Origin of the sequence: Flavobacterium sp. ZT3R18 (assembly GCF_007097385.1) — a bacterium.
In the GTDB taxonomy this organism is placed as follows: Bacteria; Bacteroidota; Bacteroidia; order Flavobacteriales; family Flavobacteriaceae; genus Flavobacterium.
On the sequence record NZ_VJZS01000028.1, the window covers coordinates 31,147 to 49,332 of the forward strand.

The window sequence follows — 18,186 nt, forward strand, 5'->3', positions numbered from 1 at the left end:
ATCATGAAAAAAGTAAAATTTTATTTCAAACTAGAGGCTATAGGATCTTTAGAAAATGTGTTCTTCTGCCCAGAAAAGGAGACAACAAGCATAATCCTTAAAACAGATTCCGAAAGAAAGGAATGGCTTAATGAACAATTTGAATTGATGGTGGAAAATCCTTTTGAATATACACTCACCGTTTTTGGAGTAACTGGAACACATTGGGAAGCTGAGTTGAAAATCATAAATGGTGATGACGAAAAAGTTTTCCTTGAATGGAAAGGAATTACGGGAGACACAAAAAATAATTTTTCAATACGTAACAAACCTACAAAAAATGTATAATCGAAAAACAAGTATCGTGAAAAAATTAAATTTATTAACCGCATTGTTTTTTTGCAGTTATACTTTTAGTCAAACAAACATAATTCAGGACGGTGATGGCGAAACTTCCCTTCAGACAAGCGGCAACCTGATTACCTTCAATACAGCAAAAACATCAATAGGATTTATGCTTTCTCCTTTTGAAATCACCAATATGAGCAAACAAATATGGAGTATTACAGGCTCATTAGGCAGTAAAGAAGGAACTTCAAAAATTTTTAGCAAAGGAAAATTGAATTTTGAGGGGAAACTGGGTTTTCAATTTGTTACAGTTTCTGATACAGCTGGAGGAGAAAAAGGCATTAAACATTGGTTTTTTGGTGCTGAAACATTGTATTCCAGATTAAATGCTTTTGATTCCCTTAAAAAATTTGAGGATCAAATTTATGTACAAAATAATTTAGGTTTTCGAGTAAACGGAGGCTGGAACAGGCAATCCACAAAAAAGAGATATTCATTTGGAATAGCCATTTCAGGTGGACTAAAAGACAATTCTGACGAATTAGACCCTAATGACATTATAACCTCTTCTAGTTCTTTTTCAGAAGGCAATCAGATAAGGACATTATCAACAACTGAAAGTGCCTATGATATTACTGAACTAGAAAAAAACAATCTGTTTGGGAAAATTAATATGGATTTTGGAAGATACTTAGGGTCTAATAAAAGGCTTTTTGCAAATCTTCATATCAATTATTCTTTTCAGGAAAATGTAAAACCCAAATTAAATCCAGCGATAGGCCTTTTCTATACGGAGAAAGGGGCTCCATTAGAAGCAATCGTTGGAATGCAATTGCAAACCGAAGATTGGGGCAACACCCAAAACTTAAAATTAAACAAATGGGAAAGAACAGGTATAATAATTACTGCAGGGTTTCCTTTTGATTAATGAGTTAAAAAAGCATCCATTTTATTTAGATTACCACAATAAAGCTGCTTTATTTAATAAATCCCACTTTTAAATTAAAAGGGAAAGCCGAAAACCTTTCAGAGTAGGCAAAAAATTAATATTATATATCATGAAAAATTTTAAAGTATTAATATCTAACCTATTTTTTTTAATTCCACTACTTTCTTTCAGCCAACCTTTTGAAACTAATGTTAATGATTATTTATCAGCTAACAGTGAAATTTCAAATATAGGATTGACTGTTAATATAAAAAGCAGTGAAATTGTTGAAATTGTAAAAAATGAAATCCAAAATCCAATCGCAAATGGAGAAAGCCCTGAATTAGGTTTTATGCTTCATGCAAATGAATCCGTAACTGTTCAAGAATTAACAAATATGATGACATCTCCAGCAAAAGATGCTTACGATGAAATTGAAAGAATTCCAAAAGTAACTATTAGAAGTATCAAAACTGGAGCTAGATCATTTGGATGTTTTATTACTCCTTGGAAATGGGGAAGATGTTGGAAAGACGTTTACGAAGATATTAAAGAAATCACAATGGATGAAGTTACACATCATTTTGATCGAGTTGAGGCAGTATATAAAGATGTTTTAGTACCTATAATTAAAATAAACCAAACGATTTTTCCAATAAAAGGAAAATTCAATTATGATGTTTCATTAGATGATTTGGATATCACATTTAATGGAAATAAATATACGACAGTAGGAGTATTTAAAATTAATGTTAGAACGAATGTCTTTTTAGATAATCTGCCGAATACAATTACTCCGAAAGGTAATTTTAATTCCGGATTTAAAATAAAAATTATTCAAAGTGGCTATTTTGAAATAAAACCTGATGGTGCAATTAATGTCTCTGAACCTAAAACTGAATTATCATTTCTTGAAGCATTTGACTCAAATTTTATAATCGATTCGATTGATTTAGGTTCAAAATCAAATCCAGTATCATTCTATCTATTGGATTTAATTGGGAATAAAATAGATGACAAATTAAATGGTATTGTTAAAAGTACTATAGGGAAAAACACATCCAAAATTAATATAAAAGATTATTCTACAAAACTTTTGAAAGAATTTGACAAACCAATAGTTATAAATAATAATGGATTGGTTTATCCAAATGTAACTGGAGTCTTTGTTTCTCAACCTTATGGCAAGCAAATCAATAATGAAAATCAATTGGAATTAAAATTTGGTGTAAAATTTCAGCCATTTGCTACATTTGAGACCATTCCAATTCCCCTAAAGGATAAAGACTCAATTATAAAGTTTGGGACTGAAATAGTTGATGGAGATGGAATTAGCTTATCTCTGCCAGTGTTTCTAAAATATGATTATATTTCGACACAATTAAAACCATTTACTTTAGATTTTAACTCAAAAAACGAGAAGAATTTTTTAATAAAAAAATATATCCTGAATAATCCAACAGCAAAATATTCAGAACAAGAAAACGTCAAATTAAGTGTTGATATACTTAAAAGAAAAAACAATAAAAAAATTGGAACTATAGATATTGATGCAAGATTTTTTGCCACTGAACAAGATACTTCAATTTGTGTGAAAGTATCGAATTTAAAAATTAAATCTTCTAATATTTTAATTTTACTTGCAAAATCAAAAATAAAAAAAGCATTAATTAAAGAAGCAGAAAAAAACAGTTGTAAAAACTTATCTAAAGAAATTATTAATGCAAGTAAAGAATTAAATGAAAGTCTTACTATAAAAACTTCAATGGGTGTAATTAAAGGTTCTACAAATTCACTTTCATTAGCAGACATTTTAGCATTTCCTGATTTTGTTTTAATGAGGGTAAATCTTAAAGGAACGCTACTATTTGAGAATTTAAAATAACAGCAAAAAAACACGCCTACGTCTTAGATAACCAAGACTTTACCGCCGTAAACTTTTGTAAAACTCGACTAAATACAAACAATTGAATGCTCAAGAACGAAGCAATTTATTAGCTTTTATTAATTCATTATAATCTTTTGATAATAGTTGACTTGTTCAATTTAAAAACAAAATACTAACTTTTGGATCAAAATTAAATCAGCTTTCATCAACAACGTAGTGAAACTTGACAATTAAGTCCTAAACAGTCTTTTGCATAATACGCTATTAATTCAGTTGATTTGAAATTGCTTTTTTCCCCTTTGAGAGAAAGGGCTAACTCTTCTTGTGGATTTTTAATCGAAATAGAAGAATTTAAAAAGTCATAAACTGGAGTCAAGGTTGTTTTTCCTGCTTTAGTGATTACCGAAAAATTTTTTAAATGCATGTCTTCATTACCCGTTATAAAACAGAATAAAACTCGTTTAAAGAAATCGGCTTTCGCTATAGCTGGAAAAGTGCAATATTCGTCAATTACTTTGACTAACTTTTCCATAGTATAATCATACTTAGTATCTCTTGAATTCCCTGACAATTGTGCAAAATCCTCAGTAGCGTATTTTTTACCTTTACTATATCTGTCAAATCGTCTTATAAAATAAGAAAGGCTACCGTCTTTTGAATAAATCAATCCATGAAGAGGCACATCAAGTCCATACACTTTTGCCATTTTCATAGTTACATCTTCATTTTCAGGTAATTCTGTAAAAATATCATTTTGAGGCTTTATAATATAGTTGCCAAACTGATCTACAATTTCAAATTGTTGATTCACAACTGAAATAACAGCACTTAATTTGGGTTGAACTCCTTGAATAGACAATTTATTTGCACGATTAGCAGCCTCCTGTCTTTGTATAGCAGTAATTTAGAAAAATATACTTTCTATTGCTGCACCTTTGAATGCTATAAAATTGAATACTTCGAATAATCTATCATGATTTCTATCTCCATAAAGTATTCGATTGTAGCTCCATACAGACCAAAAATTGATTTTTAATTAAAAATAAAAAGCCTGTAAATTCTAAGATTTACAGGCTTTTTTTTACTACTCTCAAAAAATCCAAAGTATGGAAACCAAAAACGTTGAATTCTAAATCTAAAAATTGGCTTCTATAAAGTTCGTTTTAGCTTTTTATTAGAATGAAGAATATCTCCATAAAATAACCAATGATAATTGTTTTAATATCGTGATTTTTTAAAAGTCTATTTTTATTTTGCTAAAATGGCGTCATCTAAAACAGAAGTTTTATTTTCTATTGCAGTAAATTGTTCTAGCATCATATCCGCAGTTTGCAAAGCTCCTTCAACCCAACCTTGCCCGTCAGAATAAGCTTCTCCACAGATATAAAGGGAACAGTTGTCTATCGGGTGAACAATTTTTTCTTTTACTTCCCAACTTTTAACACCAATATTCCAACTATTCCAACCTCCACCATAAGGGTCTTCACCCCAGTCACGGAAAGAGGCATTCTTAACCACGGGTGTATAATCTAGATCGTGAATTTGTTTCAATTGACGGCTCAATTCTTCTACCATTTTTCGAGGGGCTTTGTATTGATGCCAATTTTGGTTTAATACTTCGTTGTCTACCGTTTCTAGATTCGTATCTTCTCCTACAAAAGGATCTGCTAGTTCAGCATGAGAAAGTCCATATTTCCAAGCTTTTTTACGTTGCGGTCTAAGTCCATCCCAAAAACCAATATTGGAACCATCATCATAACTGGCTAATAGCATTGATTCGCCACCCTTTGCTGGTTTTCCATCATTTAGAGGCCAGTAATACGTTTGTCTTATTGGCAAATCAGTAACTGTTCTTCCTGATTGTAATGGAACGTATTTTCCTTCTTTATTAGTATATCCTGCATTTCTCCACCATGGGCTGGAATAGGTCGTAAAAACCTTAAACAAAGGTCTTGGAGTTACACTGCCAATAAGCGATTGAATTTCCTGTAGTTTGGGCGCATTAGGAGCTAATAGTTCCAGAGAACGACGTGGCATAGCCAGTATTAATTGACTAGCTTCTATAATATCTCCATCAATAGTAAGCTCAAATAAATCGTTTTTAAACTCAAATCCTTCTAGCTTGGCGTTTAATCGTATTTCGCCCCCATCTTCTTCAAAGAAATTGGCCAATGAAATAGGCACTTGTTGAAATCCATTTTTAAACCCTTTGTACTTAGGTGTAATTCCAAAATCCGCAAGATACCACGGAATGGCATCTGCAGCATTCCAATTGACCATGGTTGAATTGTATCCTCCTGAATCTAAACTAAATTGATACGCTTCGCCGCTAATTACACGATAGAGTAAATTCCAAAAGCCTAACGTATATAATGGAGCTCCTTCAAATTTGGCTTCTCTACACATTTTTAAACGTTCTTCGTTCGTTAAACCTTTCTTTGTTATCCCAGGTACCAACTGTTCTATTGCATTTACTATTATTGTCCCCGAAGAATTTCCTTTTTCTAAAAAAGATAAATGATAAGGCACTTTATCAGGCTTAGTTGTAAAATCAATTAAACGCAGATGTTCACCACGTAAGTAAGCAATATTTTGATCCTTATCTACAGGGAATTTATACAATTCAATTTGATTGTCTGGAGCCAATTTCTCGTTTAAATCGTTTATTAATTTCACAATTAATGTTTGAGTATTTTCAAGAATTCGCATTCCGCCCAACTCTGCCACCATATTTGGAATTCCTGGAGGAGTTACAGAGAGTAAACGTCCTCCAATATGGTCACTTCCTTCAAAAACAACTATTTTTTTATTGGGATATTGTGTTTTGAGTTTCCATGCGCTGTAGACGCCAGAAACACCTCCGCCTACGATGGCAATGTCAATTTTTTCGTTTTCCATTTTGTTACAATTTATGTCACTTTCGCAACGGTTATTTTTAAAAGAAAGAAGGGATATTGCAATTTATAGTTTCGCTCACTAAAAGGTCACCACTTTTTAGTGAAGAATTTTCTCTTTCTGAATCTTCATGAAAAACATTCAGTGTTGGTTGTAAAGCATATCGTTTATCAACCATTATCGTTCCATTGTTTGTTTTTACAGGTATTGCTGGAGTATTGGACGCAATACGCATATCTAATATATAGGAAGTATTACTGCTAAGAACATGATCTATAGCTCTTTCAATGGCTTCTTTTACTGTGGAGGATGTAAGGACCACTTCTCCTTGTTCTCCTCCAAATGCTTTTGCTAAACTGACAAAATCCATTTTAGGCTTTTCTAAACGCAAATAACTAGGATCCATTGTTTTGGGTTTCCAACCATATCCTGGAGTGTCTCCATAAGCAGCAACCACTTCTTGAAGTCCTAATTGCAGCGTATGGTATTCATAATTATTGGTAATAATGTATAGAATTGGCAATTTTTCATGAGCTGCCGTCCACCATGTTTGCGGATAAAACAAGGAAGAACCATCACCTATAGCATTAATAACCAATTTGGTACCAATTCCTTGTACTGTTTTTTCTTCTAGTTTAATACCTAATGAAGCGGGCATTGACCATCCCAACGCCCCCCCTGCAACACAATAATAACTAATCGGTTTTGCTCCAGAAGTACCAAAAGGAAGATAATATTGAAATGGAGCTCCATCAGATACCGCCTCATGTACATAAACAAAATTGTCTACTAAATCACGGTCTTCAATAGCTTCTTTTAAAGCCTTTGCTATAACAACAGCCCAAATATCTGGCTCTTTCATAGCCTCTGCAAAATAATTTTCCCATTGTACTGTACGAGAAAGGGCAAGTTTTTTTAAGTTTTCGTTTCTAGTAATGGCATCGTCTGGTCTTTGGTGCGAAATATAATTGTTCAACAACGGTAATGTGGCCTTGATGTCTCCTAGAATAGCAGTTTCTCCATAAAAATTTTTGGCAATATCCCAAGTATTATTCGTAAGATAGGCTAGTTTTACAGTATCTGGAATCAGTGGCCCATCAGAATATTTGAATACCGCAACTTGTGCTTGAGCACCAAATCCAACCAAAAAGGCTACATCATGATCTTCAAAAACAGATTGAACTCTCGCTTGTTTACCGGGTAATTCTCCCTGCCAGTGATAATCATTGTTAGGGAAGTTAGCCACACTACTAAACGTTTGTAAAACAACAGGAGCACCAATTAATTCAGCTAATTCTTGAATTTCTGTCCAGGCATCTGCATAACCTACAGCATCTCCAGCAACAATAAGAGGATTTTTGGCAGTGGCCAGCAAATTAGCTGTTTGTCTAATAGCTTCATCATCTCCTATAAAGTGTGGAGAAATACGTGTTACTCCTTTAACCTTTTGATTTTCGCCAATAGCCACCATCATAAATTCCCATGGTATTGAAATAAATACAGGTCCATTTGGTGGTGCCATAGCTTCCTTGAAAGCCCTTTGTAATACCAATGGCATTTCCTCTGCGGTACGTACTTCATGTGCCCATTTTGTATATTGTTTTGCTAAGTCTACTAGATTTGACGCTAATAAAGGTTCTTGGGTAACTAATTCGTTTTGTTGTTGGCAACAAAGAATCACCAAAGGCATTTGTGAACGACAAGCATTAAAGAGATTGCCTATACTATGTGCTATACCTGGAGTTACATGAACAACAAGTACTCCTGGTTTTCCTGTCATTCTAGCGGAGCCCATTGCAGCTCCAATGGCTATGTTTTCATGTAAACATTCAATATACTTTACACCATTTTCCGGATAGGATGTCCCATCTATTATAGGAATCTCATTTGTTCCAGGAACACCAAATATATATTTGATTCCTAGATCTTTGAGTATATCAAATAAATAATCTCTTGTCCATCGTGTTGGAGTTCCAATTGTTTCTTTTTCCATCTGTTTTTAATTTTTACTATAAGTTATTGTAACGATTACAATGTTAAATATGCGTGACAAAATCAAAGTTAAGAAACAAGTTCTTATAAAGAATCAGGTATAAATACGTGATTTATGAAGAGTTAACTAAATACTTTTTAGTATAATAGCATCTAAAAAACGTATTATCTCTCTTTATTCCTCTACTATTAAATAATTGTTTTTCTAGTTCTAAAGTGATTGAGGTTATCCTTAGAATACTTCTTTTTTATTTCTTTCAATCTTTCATAACTGCTGCCAAAATAAGTTTCGGTAGGAATAGAACTGTCTTTAAAACTAATGAAGGCACCAGAGGTATTTGGAATATTAAAATCTCTGCAAACTTGCATCCAATCTAATGCTCGATTGATTCTGTCATACACAAAATTATCTTGGCCTTCCTCTTTTCTTTCTAAAGATTCGTTCCACCAAGTTTGATATTGAATGGTGTATTGCTTGTCTTTGTAAGGAAATGCGCTTTCTAATTCTTCTGTTTTACTTTGATAAAACACACCCGAAATAGCGCCTAAAGTGATATAAGTAAACAGTCCCATCTCTCTATTTCCGTCTAATATCAATGGAGAAGTCAAACTGCGTAACAGGGCTTCATGACCCTTAGGCCCTAGACCTTGAGCATCTACTAAACAGGAAGTGATTTTGTGCGGTGCAGGGTTTTCTAAATCTGGAGATATAGGACGGCTTTTTGATGATTTGACTTGAACTCCCCCTTTTAATAATTGTTTTACAGTATGAAAAGATTCCCTATCCCAATTACTCATCATGTTCGATCCATAGGCTTTGTACGATTTCTTTCCTGCAATATCAGTAATTCTAAAATCGTAGGTTTGGGGATTCTTGAAATTCTTTTCAATAAATTTAGAGAGATCGTTCTCATTTCCATCCCAATAACCATACATCACGCAATTATGAATGACTGTGTTTGCATCAAAATTTTCTGCAGCGGGTATGGCTGAAATTTTCAGATTCGTTCCAATTAGCTTTTCATTCGAATTCAAATAATTGGCATTGCTTTCTAAACCCCTATTGGCATTGATGACATCTTCCCATTCTTTGAGAAATTGTATGGTTGGCACCGTATTTTTATGCACTATTTTTAATCGTTTTGCATCAGAGTCCGTTTCATATTTATTCCATTCTATCTCAAATCTAATAAGCTCACGAGGCAGTTCAAAAGTTTGTAATTTTAACGCTGTTACTATGCCATAACTAAAACCGCCTCCACCTTTTAATGCCCATAATAATTCTCTGGCTTGCAGATCTGCATCATCTGATAATTCTTTAATACTCCCATCGCCGAGTACGATTGTGGCGCCTACCAATCGCTCACAACACATTCCTTTTGAGCGTGTCCAAGGTCCCCAGCCACCACCAAATGTAAAACCGGCAATCCCGACAGTTGCACAAGTCCCATGCGGAATCATGACTTGCTGCTCCGCCAATAAAGTAGTCAATCTTTCAAATCGATTGCCTGGTCCAATAGTCGCAACCCCACTTTCCCGATCAACTTCTACTGTATTCATTCGTGATAAATCAATCAAAATAGTATCGGTTCCTGAGCATTCTCCCTCATGATCATGTCCTCCCGACCTTACTCGGATTGCCAAATTATTACTTATTGCTCCCTTGTAAACCCGCTGTACCTCTTCGGTAGAGGTACAATAAATAATTGCAAAAGGTCTAAGTTGTAACCGTGTATTAAATATTTGACACGCTTTTGCGTAATTAATCATATCAAACAAATTGCCTCCACCCATTTCTATTTGATCTCCGTCAATATGTCCTTTTAATTCATTCAGAAAATGATACACATTTCGCATAGTAACCGTCACGAGACTTTCGGCTATAATCACTTTTGTATTCAATTCGAATTTCGTATTCTTTAAAAGTACAACATCGTCTATCAAATCATTTTTTGTAATTGCACTAACGCTCGATTCAAATGGATTAGTCGTTTTGTGTATTATCAGTTCGACAGTACCATAATCATTTTCATAATAGACGGAGATATCTATTTTTTTACCTTTTTCCTCATTTCGAAGGCAAAGATTTACCTCGCTATTCGCATCAATTTTCTCAGGAAAATCTAAGTTATACTTATTTTTCTCTGAGCCTTTTGTTTTGGTTAGAACTTGATCTGTATTATTATAGATTTTAGTTTGAACTGTTAAAACATTAAGATCTGCTTGGCAGTCTTGCATGGTTTGAGTGGCTAAGGTTTCTTCCATAGTAGTTTGATTTTTATAGTCATCTGTAATTTTAATTAACTTATACTTTGTTCTTTTTCCATTTTCTGCAGAACGTCATAATCTATAGAATGGTCGTCATCTTCTTGTTTGTCCATTACTTTTTTTCCATCTTTCCATGTTTCCAACACAGGAATATTGCGCATCCCTGTAACAGAATTCACTCCTTCTTTATTAAAATAAGTTAATGGTGATTCGGATAGAATTACAAAATCGGCACATTTCCCAACCTCCAATGACCCTACCCATTGATCCGCATGACATTGCCAAGCAGCATCGTAGGTCATGGCTTTTAATGCCTGAAATCTAGTAATGCATTCTGTTTCGTTAAGCACCTGAGAGTCTAAATTTTTAGGGGCACCTTCCATTACTCTTGTAATTGCTTGTTCCATCATACGCAATGGTCCCAATGGCGTAACACTGTTATCGCTATGAAGAGTTATTCTCATGCCGTTCTGTAAAGCGGCTTGGCATCTATCAAGAAGATTTGCTTTTTCTTTACCAAAAATGGTTTGCTGAAAAACCCAACCCCAATAGCCTACGTGCCCTATTAAAAAACTTGGAGAAAGCCCTAATTCCTGCATGTCCTTCAAATTTTTATCTGTCAATAAAGAAGCATGTTCTATTCGGTCTCTCCTAGTATCTATAGTATCTTTATTAATTCCTGCCAATTTAAAAGCATTTATCGTTCTGTCTATAGCCTGATCTCCATTGGCATGAATCATCACTGGCCAGTTATTTTCTTTCACTTTGCTAACCAAAGCATTAAATTCTATAGGGTAACCAAAATTAAATACACCTGTATTGTTTTGGTTGTGGCAGCAACTTATATCGTAAGCTTGATAATTTGCGTCACATGCATAAGGGTTATATTGATAACCTGTAAGTCCCTGATTGGAACCATCTCCAATGATTTTGATATAGGCCAAATTAAATTTATCATCCCCTTGATTGGGCTGGTATTTACCTTGTATAAGAGTATTGTACTTATCGAGAGTAAGGGCTACCAAAGCACCTCCAATACGAACGGGGCAACCTTCCTGAATGGCTAAATCAAATAAGAATTTTGGTTGATCAAAATTAGCCCCCCCGCCATTAGGACTGCAGTCATAAGGTTCTAATCCACAATCTTGCACATAGGTAACCCCTCTTTTGCTGGCTTCTTTAAAGATTTCTTTAACTTCCTCTTCTAGTTTTGCTACAGCATCATCCGGATTTATATTTATACTCATTCCAATAAGTTTTAATACCGGTTCAATCCCTGCAACTTCTTTCAGAACACCATCTGGACTTACATCAATTTTGGGAAATTCAACTTTCATTAATGTTATTGCTACAGTATTGATGTATGCCAAATGCATAGATGAATTCAATATAAATACAGGTTGTATTGTTGATATAGCATCTAACACCTCTGAATTAAACTCCTTATCTGCACCCTCAAACAAAGAAGGGTCAGCATTTCTGCCAATAATCCAAACGTCCTTGTCGTTGGCTACTTTCTTTTTCAATTCTTCAACAACCCATTTACGACTGTATTTATCCTCTTCTGTAAGAGCAACGTTAGACCTTAAATCCTGTCCCAAAAAAGGACTCACATCTGTAGCTTTTTTAAAAACTGCAGTAGCTATAATATGAAGGTGAGGTTCAATAAAACCTGGTAATAGCGTTTGTCCTCCATAAATAATTCTTTCCGAAGTTCCTGTTGGCATTTTTGCGACAACACTTTTGTAAGACCCAGTTGCAACAATTTTACCTTTGGATATACCTATAGCCTCTACCATTACATCTTTTCCACCTTCTATAGTTTGAATGTATCCAATTTGTTTGTTTTCAGTACAATTTTCATCAGTTCCTGTTCGGAAAATTAAATCTTCGTGGGATGAATGATCTTTGGATTCTATATTTCTATCAGTCAAAATACTCATCCCATTTGTATCAGGTAGTAGTGTTTTCCATAATGGGCTACAGCAAGAGCATTGTAATCCTTCGGCGTGATTATGTTTCATTATTTTGTTTTTTAATCTGTTACTATTTATGTTTTTAATTGCTAAGGCGAAGTCAATTTACTATTTAATAGAAATTTTGAAAACTACTTTCTAGCGCTACATTTTGTTTACTGAAATAAAACTACTGTTTGATTGTAATAGAAACGAAAAAGATGTACTGAATGGAAAATTTAGTGTTATGCATGAAAGATTTTCTGCTATGAATGAGAAAATAGTCAACCCTATAAAAGTCAATCAAGTTTTAAAAAAAATAATCTGCGTTGTCAGGTTATTTATTTAAACTATCATCAAAAATATTTTGAGAGCCATCAGATATTTTCATTACTCCACATTACAACTAAATCTTTACTTTTACCATATCAAAAAAGCAGTACTATGGAAAAGCTATATTCTCTTGTCATTCATCCTCCGGAGACTATCCTTGCTTTAGTCAAGTCAATGAAAGAACGGTTAGCAACTGAAGTGGGCTGGTTTCACAGTAAAAATTCTGTAGCACATATTACCATCTGTGAATTCAAAGCGACGGACACGGCAATTGAAACAATAAAAAATAAAATCAGTAGATTGTGTGATTCGCTATCACCTGTTGAAGTACGCTTAAATGAGTTTGGTGCTTTTCCCAATGGCGCTTTTTTTATAGCACCTGACAGCGGTTCTAAAAACAACTTGAAGCTCATCATGAAACGATTTCATAAATCACTTCGTGTTCACAATATGCAAAAAAGTGATAATCCGCATCTCTCCATCGCTCGGAGATTGAGCTCAGAAAATCTAATAAAAGCAAATCATTTGTTTACTTCAATAGACCTGAATTTTGAATGCGACAGTGTTGTTTTACGACAATTTGACGAAACCATAAAACAGTTTTTTGTAACGGACAGCTTTGAGTTTAAAGATAATCCACAACCCGAATTAATACAGGGAACGCTTTTTTAGTAGTGCTACACAACTGATAGCGGATTTTTTATAAAAAAATAGAAGCAATCCTGAAAGTTTGAAAGTATCAAAATTAGCAAACAATCAAAACAAAAAAATTGTTGATCAGGCAGTAGCAGCTATAGTATCAACTAAAACTACTTTATACTTGTCATTGAAATTAAAAAACAAGTAATACTGCCTGAGCAACAAAAAAATATTAAAAACCTTGGATCTGTTTTTACATCGAAGTAATAATAAATTCACTTCTTCTGTTCGCTTGATGTTCCTCTTCGGTACATTTTACGTCATCAGCACATTGATTCACTAATTGTGTTTCGCCATATCCTTTACCCGTTAATCTGTCGGCGGCTATTCCGTTTTTAACTAGCCATGCAACAGTTGCTTTAGCTCTTCTATCCGAAAGTTTTTCATTATAAGCATGAGTCTGTCTGCTATCTGTATGCGAACGTACATCAATTTTCATCTCTGGATTTTGTTTCATCGCATCTAATATTTTCTCTAACTCAAAGGCGGCTTCTTTTCTAACAAATGATTTATCCAGATCAAAGTAAATCATTTTTATACCAAAACATTTTGCTAAATCATCTCCAACAACCACTTTGCATATTGATTTTGTCAAGGCTACTGTTAAATCTGTTTTATCGATAATTGTTGGTACTTCTTTAGTTTCATAATCTTGTCTTGTAGCTCTAACATAGTATTTTTTGCCGCAATTTACTTGAAAATTATACTTTCCGTCTGCTCCTGTTACTACTTCGCCTATTATTTGAAATTGATCATCCAATAAATTTACTGTCGAGTTCCCTAGTACAACATTAGTTTCAGCATCTACAATAGCTCCAGATAAAACTTGCTCACAAACTAATCTTCTAGTTTCCGAAAAACGGTAAATATCATCATAACCAATCCCTCCTTCTCTATTCGAGGAGAAAAAACCAGTTCTGTTTTTACTATCCAATAAAAAAGCAAAATCATCCTGTTTTGTATTTACGGGAGCTCCAATATTTTGTACTTCTCCAAAAGTCGAATCACTTTTAATAGTCGAAACAAAAATATCGAGTCCTCCTAATCCTGGTCGTCCGTCACTGGCAAAATACAACTCGTTATCTCCTGATATAAAAGGAAAAGTTTCTCTTCCTTCGGTATTTATAGTTGCTCCCAGGTTTTCTGGTTTTCCAAAACCACCATCACTATTAATGGTTACACTATACAAATCAGATTGCCCTAAAGTTCCCGGCATATCTGAAGCAAAATACAATTTTTTTTCATCTACACTTAATGCTGGATGTGCCACGCTGTATTGATCATTGTTAAATGGTAATTCGATAATATTTGTCCATTTTCCATCTTCAAAGCTCGCTCTATACAATTTCAATAAGGTAATTCTTTTGTCATCCTTGCCTTTTGAACCATTCAAAAAATTGTTTCTGGTAAAATACATCGTTGTTCCGTCTTTGGTAAAAACAGGAGTCGATTCATTAAACTTTGAATTGATCTTTCTTTCAAATCGTTCAGGAGTTCCAACACTTCCATCGGCTTTTAATTCTACCGCATAAAGATTTGTAAAAGATCTATTGGTCCACTTGAATTTTACTCTGGCAATCCCACCCGTATCTCGAGCTGAAGCAAATACTAACTTATTATCTAAAAAAGAACTTCCATAATCCGAATATTTTGAATTAATTCCTGCATCGGCTATTTCAAATCGCCCCGAATTGATTTTTATTTGTTCCAAATAATTTTTATTCTTTTCAAATAATAATCCTCTTTTATCCGTACTTGCTTTTTTATTGAATTGCTCGAGCATTTTATCTGCTTTTGCATAATCGCCTGTTGATTTTAGCGTTTGAGCATATCGGTAATAATATTCTAAATCCTGTTGTTCATTCATAGCAAAAAGAGCCTCGTACCACTTTAGTGCCTTGGCTAACTCTCCATTAAAATAATAAGCGTTACCCAGTCTTTGGAACATTTTTTCATCTTTATACCCTTTCTCTGCCACCTTTTCGTAGGTAGCAATTGCATCGATATAAGCATATTTATTGTATTTTTTATCGGCGTTAGCGATACTACCGGTTTGTGCAATTCCCTTGAAAACAAATAGCACTAAAAAAACGGCATAAACTAAATTTTTAATTTTCATAATTAGAAGAATCTAGGTGAAGTTATTCGGCTGTAATCATTAAACAATTCAAAACGCAGGAATATTTCATGAGATCCTGAGTTGTATTTTTTTAAATTGGTTGTTTCTCGATCATACCCGTAACCAAGATATAAGCCATCGGTAATTTGAAATCCAACCATAGCACTCAAGGCAGCACTCCATCTATAGGCAACACCAACCACAAATTTGTCGTTAAACATAAAATTCGCAGAAAGATCTACTTGCAAAGGCGAACCTTCGACTAATTTGGTCAATACTGCTGGTTTGAATTTTATATCTTGATTTAAATCAAAAACATAACCAGCAATCAAATAATAGTTTATTTTTTCTTTAAATATCGCAACTTCATTTGCATTATACCGGTTGGTTTCGAGGAAATTTGGTATCGACAAACCAACATAGGCTTTATCAGAATGCCAATAAACCCCCGCCCCGATGTTAGGCGAAAATTTGCTATTTAAATTTTGAAACTGAGTGTCGCCTTGATGCTCCATACTTAATTTATTAACATCTAGGTTAAACAAATTTGCCGTTGCCTTCATACCAAACGAAATTTTAGAAGTCTCCGAAGTTGACAAAGAATAAGACAAATCTGCCGAAAAAGTGTTTTCAGTCGTAGGCCCAATTTTATCATTAACCAGCGAAACTCCCAATCCTAAATTACTATTATTTAAAGGTGTGTTTAATGAAAAACTACTGGTCTCTGGAGCTCCATCCAGTCCAACCCATTGAGTACGGTAAAGTCCAAAAATATTCATGGCACTTCTTGAACCGGCATAAGCAGGATTAATATTGATGGTATTGTACATGTATTGTGTAAACTGCGCATCTTGCTGTGCAAAACTCGCAACAGAAAAAAACATAAAAACTAAAACTAATTTTCTCATTTATTTTACTTTTAAGAATGGCTTAGCATAAAAACTAAGCCATTTAAATTTGTTTTGATTAATTACTTACTGAGGTATAAATACCCAGCCTGCTGATGCGCATTGGATTCACCATCTTTATATTTCAGAACATAATAATAGGTTCCTTCCGGTAATCCATCAGCGTCCTTAACCGTTACACGACCTTCAGAGAATCCTTTAAATACTACATCATCATTATTATAATGCTCGCGTTCGAATACTAAAACTCCCCAACGATTATAAATTTCAACGGTATTATCAGGGTAACATTCTAGTCCTTGAATATAGAATCGTTCATTCTCCTTATCGCCATTCGGAGAAATAGCATTGAATACTTTTATAACACATCCCGAAATTGGCAATACCGTTGGACTGTCATCCACCACACTACTATTGTCTGACTTGTCTTTTACTACACTATTGTCAGGACTTGTTCCATAAACTTCGGCCTGATTCGAAATACTTCCTAAATTAATATCAGCTTGTACTATAGAATAAATCCCTGTAAATGAAGTTGTATCCTCTTGTCCTACGGCTAAATTTATTGGACCTCCAGTCATGGTAACTCCTGTTAAAGGATCTACTATGAACACATTGGTCAAAGCTACATTTCCTGTATTGGTCACTGCAAAATTATAGGTAATGGTTTCCCCAACTTTAGCATAACCATCTCCATTTTCGTCATTGAAATGAGCTGTTTTCACTAAGGCAATGCTTGGTGTTGCTACGAATATGGTCACCGTTGCCGAACTACAATTCGAAGGATTTGTTTTTTCACAAATGCTATACGTTAAAGTATAAGTTCCTCCTGGTGTGTTAGCTGGAACACTTACTGTTCCTGTAGCCATATCAATTAGCGGAACTAATGCTCCTGGTGTTTTTGGAACTGCTGGTATTGCAACTGTTAAGTTCACTAATCCGATAACCACTGGCGTACCATTTAAAGTGTCTGGATTCGTTGGATTACCGACTAATACGTTACCAGCGTTTGGTGTTCCCGTTGTTCCGTTTCCGCTTGGAATGGTATCGTCTTTAGCAGTGATTGATGGTACTACAACTATTACTGTTGCTTTCGCTTCTTTGTCTGCAGCTGTTGGATCGTTTTGATCTCCAACTACAGTTACCCTATTTTCATAGTTTCCAGAAGCATTTACTTTTGCAAATACATCCAAACTTACTTCTGATCCATTAGCTAAATTACCAATTGTCCAAGTTGGGTTAGCCCAAGCTCCTGTTGCCGTTGCTCCACTTACATAAGCATATCCTGTTGGAATATTTTCTGTAACCTTCACATTTGTAGCGTCGCTTGGTCCGTTGTTTTTTACCTTAATTGTAAATTTAACAGTATCTCCCACTTTTGGATTCGCAACATCAACCACTTTGGTGATTACTAAATCCGATTGAGCAACTGGTGTAGTTCCTTTTTCGTCTTTATCATTTCCAGGGATTGGATCTTCTTCTGTTCCTGTTACAGTTACTTTATTCAAATAATCGCCTGTTGCTTTTACTTTAGCCACTACGGTTAAAGTTGCCTCAGCTGCATTGGCTAAGTTTCCGATGCTCCATGTTGGTGCAGTGTAGGTTCCTGTTGCCGATGTAGCACTTACCAAAGTATATCCTGTTGGCAAGGCTTCATTAACATTTACATTCGTAGCATCATTTGGTCCGTTGTTTTTTACTTTAATGGTAAAGGTTACATTATCGCCCACTTTTGGGGTTGCATTGTCAACAACTTTGTTGATTACCAAATCTGCCTTAGGTTCCACCGTTACTGTGGCTGTGGCTGTATCACAATTCGGCGGTGTCGCTCCTACTTCACATAATTGGTAGGTAATATTATAGGTTCCTGAGAT

The 18,186-nt window shown here is 34.5% G+C and carries 12 protein-coding genes; 4 read left to right on the forward strand and 8 right to left on the reverse strand.

What is annotated here, in order from left to right; translation table 11 throughout:
- Positions 1 to 3: 3 nt before the first annotated feature.
- From FNW52_RS18980 to FNW52_RS18990, 3 genes are all read left to right on the forward strand, one after another.
- Positions 4 to 327, forward strand: coding sequence for a hypothetical protein (locus tag FNW52_RS18980; protein ID WP_143379048.1), 324 nt, complete (start codon positions 4 to 6; stop codon positions 325 to 327).
- 16 nt (positions 328 to 343) lie between these two features.
- Positions 344 to 1,255: a hypothetical protein gene (locus tag FNW52_RS18985; protein ID WP_143379049.1), complete on the forward strand. Its 912-nt coding sequence runs from the start codon at positions 344 to 346 to the stop codon at positions 1,253 to 1,255.
- A 130-nt stretch (positions 1,256 to 1,385) separates the two neighbouring features.
- Positions 1,386 to 3,140, forward strand: coding sequence for a DUF4403 family protein (locus tag FNW52_RS18990; RefSeq protein ID WP_143379050.1), 1,755 nt, complete (start codon positions 1,386 to 1,388; stop codon positions 3,138 to 3,140).
- Positions 3,141 to 3,348: 208 nt separating this feature from the next.
- Here the strand turns inward: FNW52_RS18990 and FNW52_RS18995 are convergent, their stop codons facing one another.
- The 5 genes from FNW52_RS18995 to FNW52_RS19015 all read right to left on the reverse strand — a co-directional run bounded on the left by FNW52_RS18995 (position 3,349) and on the right by FNW52_RS19015 (position 12,322).
- On the reverse strand, positions 3,349 to 4,002 hold the full coding sequence (locus FNW52_RS18995; RefSeq protein ID WP_255515654.1) for a HipA domain-containing protein: 654 nt from the start codon (positions 4,000 to 4,002) through the stop codon (positions 3,349 to 3,351).
- Positions 4,003 to 4,391: 389 nt separating this feature from the next.
- The gene (locus FNW52_RS19000) at positions 4,392 to 6,041 is read right to left on the reverse strand and encodes an FAD-dependent oxidoreductase (RefSeq protein ID WP_143379052.1); all 1,650 of its coding nucleotides are present in this window, start codon (positions 6,039 to 6,041) and stop codon (positions 4,392 to 4,394) included.
- Positions 6,042 to 6,078: 37 nt separating this feature from the next.
- On the reverse strand, positions 6,079 to 8,031 hold the full coding sequence (locus FNW52_RS19005) for a thiamine pyrophosphate-binding protein (protein WP_143379053.1): 1,953 nt from the start codon (positions 8,029 to 8,031) through the stop codon (positions 6,079 to 6,081).
- 188 nt (positions 8,032 to 8,219) lie between these two features.
- Entirely contained in the window at positions 8,220 to 10,295 is a 2,076-nt protein-coding gene (locus FNW52_RS19010; protein ID WP_143379054.1) for an FAD-dependent oxidoreductase, read from the reverse strand.
- 35 nt (positions 10,296 to 10,330) lie between these two features.
- Positions 10,331 to 12,322: an amidohydrolase gene (locus FNW52_RS19015; protein WP_143379055.1), complete on the reverse strand. Its 1,992-nt coding sequence runs from the start codon at positions 12,320 to 12,322 to the stop codon at positions 10,331 to 10,333.
- Positions 12,323 to 12,697: 375 nt separating this feature from the next.
- Between FNW52_RS19015 and FNW52_RS19020 the strand changes: the two genes are divergently transcribed.
- Entirely contained in the window at positions 12,698 to 13,258 is a 561-nt protein-coding gene (locus FNW52_RS19020; RefSeq protein ID WP_143379056.1) for a 2'-5' RNA ligase family protein, read from the forward strand.
- Between the two features lie 220 nt (positions 13,259 to 13,478).
- On the opposite strand, the gene FNW52_RS19025 is transcribed toward FNW52_RS19020, so the two are convergent.
- The 3 genes from FNW52_RS19025 to FNW52_RS19035 all read right to left on the reverse strand — a co-directional run.
- Positions 13,479 to 15,404 carry an OmpA family protein gene (locus tag FNW52_RS19025; RefSeq protein ID WP_143379057.1) on the reverse strand — a complete coding sequence of 642 codons (1,926 nt, stop codon included), beginning with the start codon at positions 15,402 to 15,404 and terminating at the stop codon, positions 13,479 to 13,481.
- Positions 15,405 to 15,406: 2 nt separating this feature from the next.
- Entirely contained in the window at positions 15,407 to 16,312 is a 906-nt protein-coding gene (locus tag FNW52_RS19030; protein WP_143379058.1) for a type IX secretion system membrane protein PorP/SprF, read from the reverse strand.
- Between the two features lie 62 nt (positions 16,313 to 16,374).
- The coding region (locus tag FNW52_RS19035) for a gliding motility-associated C-terminal domain-containing protein (RefSeq protein WP_143379059.1) at positions 16,375 to 18,186 on the reverse strand (1,812 nt) is incomplete at its 5' end.

Bases quoted from the DNA above. Each gene is read 5' to 3' on its own strand.
- FNW52_RS18990 (WP_143379050.1), top strand. From the start codon at position 1,386: ATGAAAAATTTTAAAGTATTAATATCTAACCTATTTTTTTTAATTCCA.
- FNW52_RS19015 (WP_143379055.1), bottom strand. From the start codon at position 12,322: ATGAAACATAATCACGCCGAAGGATTACAATGCTCTTGCTGTAGCCCA.
- FNW52_RS19000 (WP_143379052.1), bottom strand. From the start codon at position 6,041: ATGGAAAACGAAAAAATTGACATTGCCATCGTAGGCGGAGGTGTTTCT.
- FNW52_RS19030 (WP_143379058.1), bottom strand. From the start codon at position 16,312: ATGAGAAAATTAGTTTTAGTTTTTATGTTTTTTTCTGTTGCGAGTTTT.
- FNW52_RS19025 (WP_143379057.1), bottom strand. From the start codon at position 15,404: ATGAAAATTAAAAATTTAGTTTATGCCGTTTTTTTAGTGCTATTTGTT.
- FNW52_RS18980 (WP_143379048.1), top strand. From the start codon at position 4: ATGAAAAAAGTAAAATTTTATTTCAAACTAGAGGCTATAGGATCTTTA.
- FNW52_RS19020 (WP_143379056.1), top strand. From the start codon at position 12,698: ATGGAAAAGCTATATTCTCTTGTCATTCATCCTCCGGAGACTATCCTT.
- FNW52_RS19010 (WP_143379054.1), bottom strand. From the start codon at position 10,295: ATGGAAGAAACCTTAGCCACTCAAACCATGCAAGACTGCCAAGCAGAT.
- FNW52_RS19005 (WP_143379053.1), bottom strand. From the start codon at position 8,031: ATGGAAAAAGAAACAATTGGAACTCCAACACGATGGACAAGAGATTAT.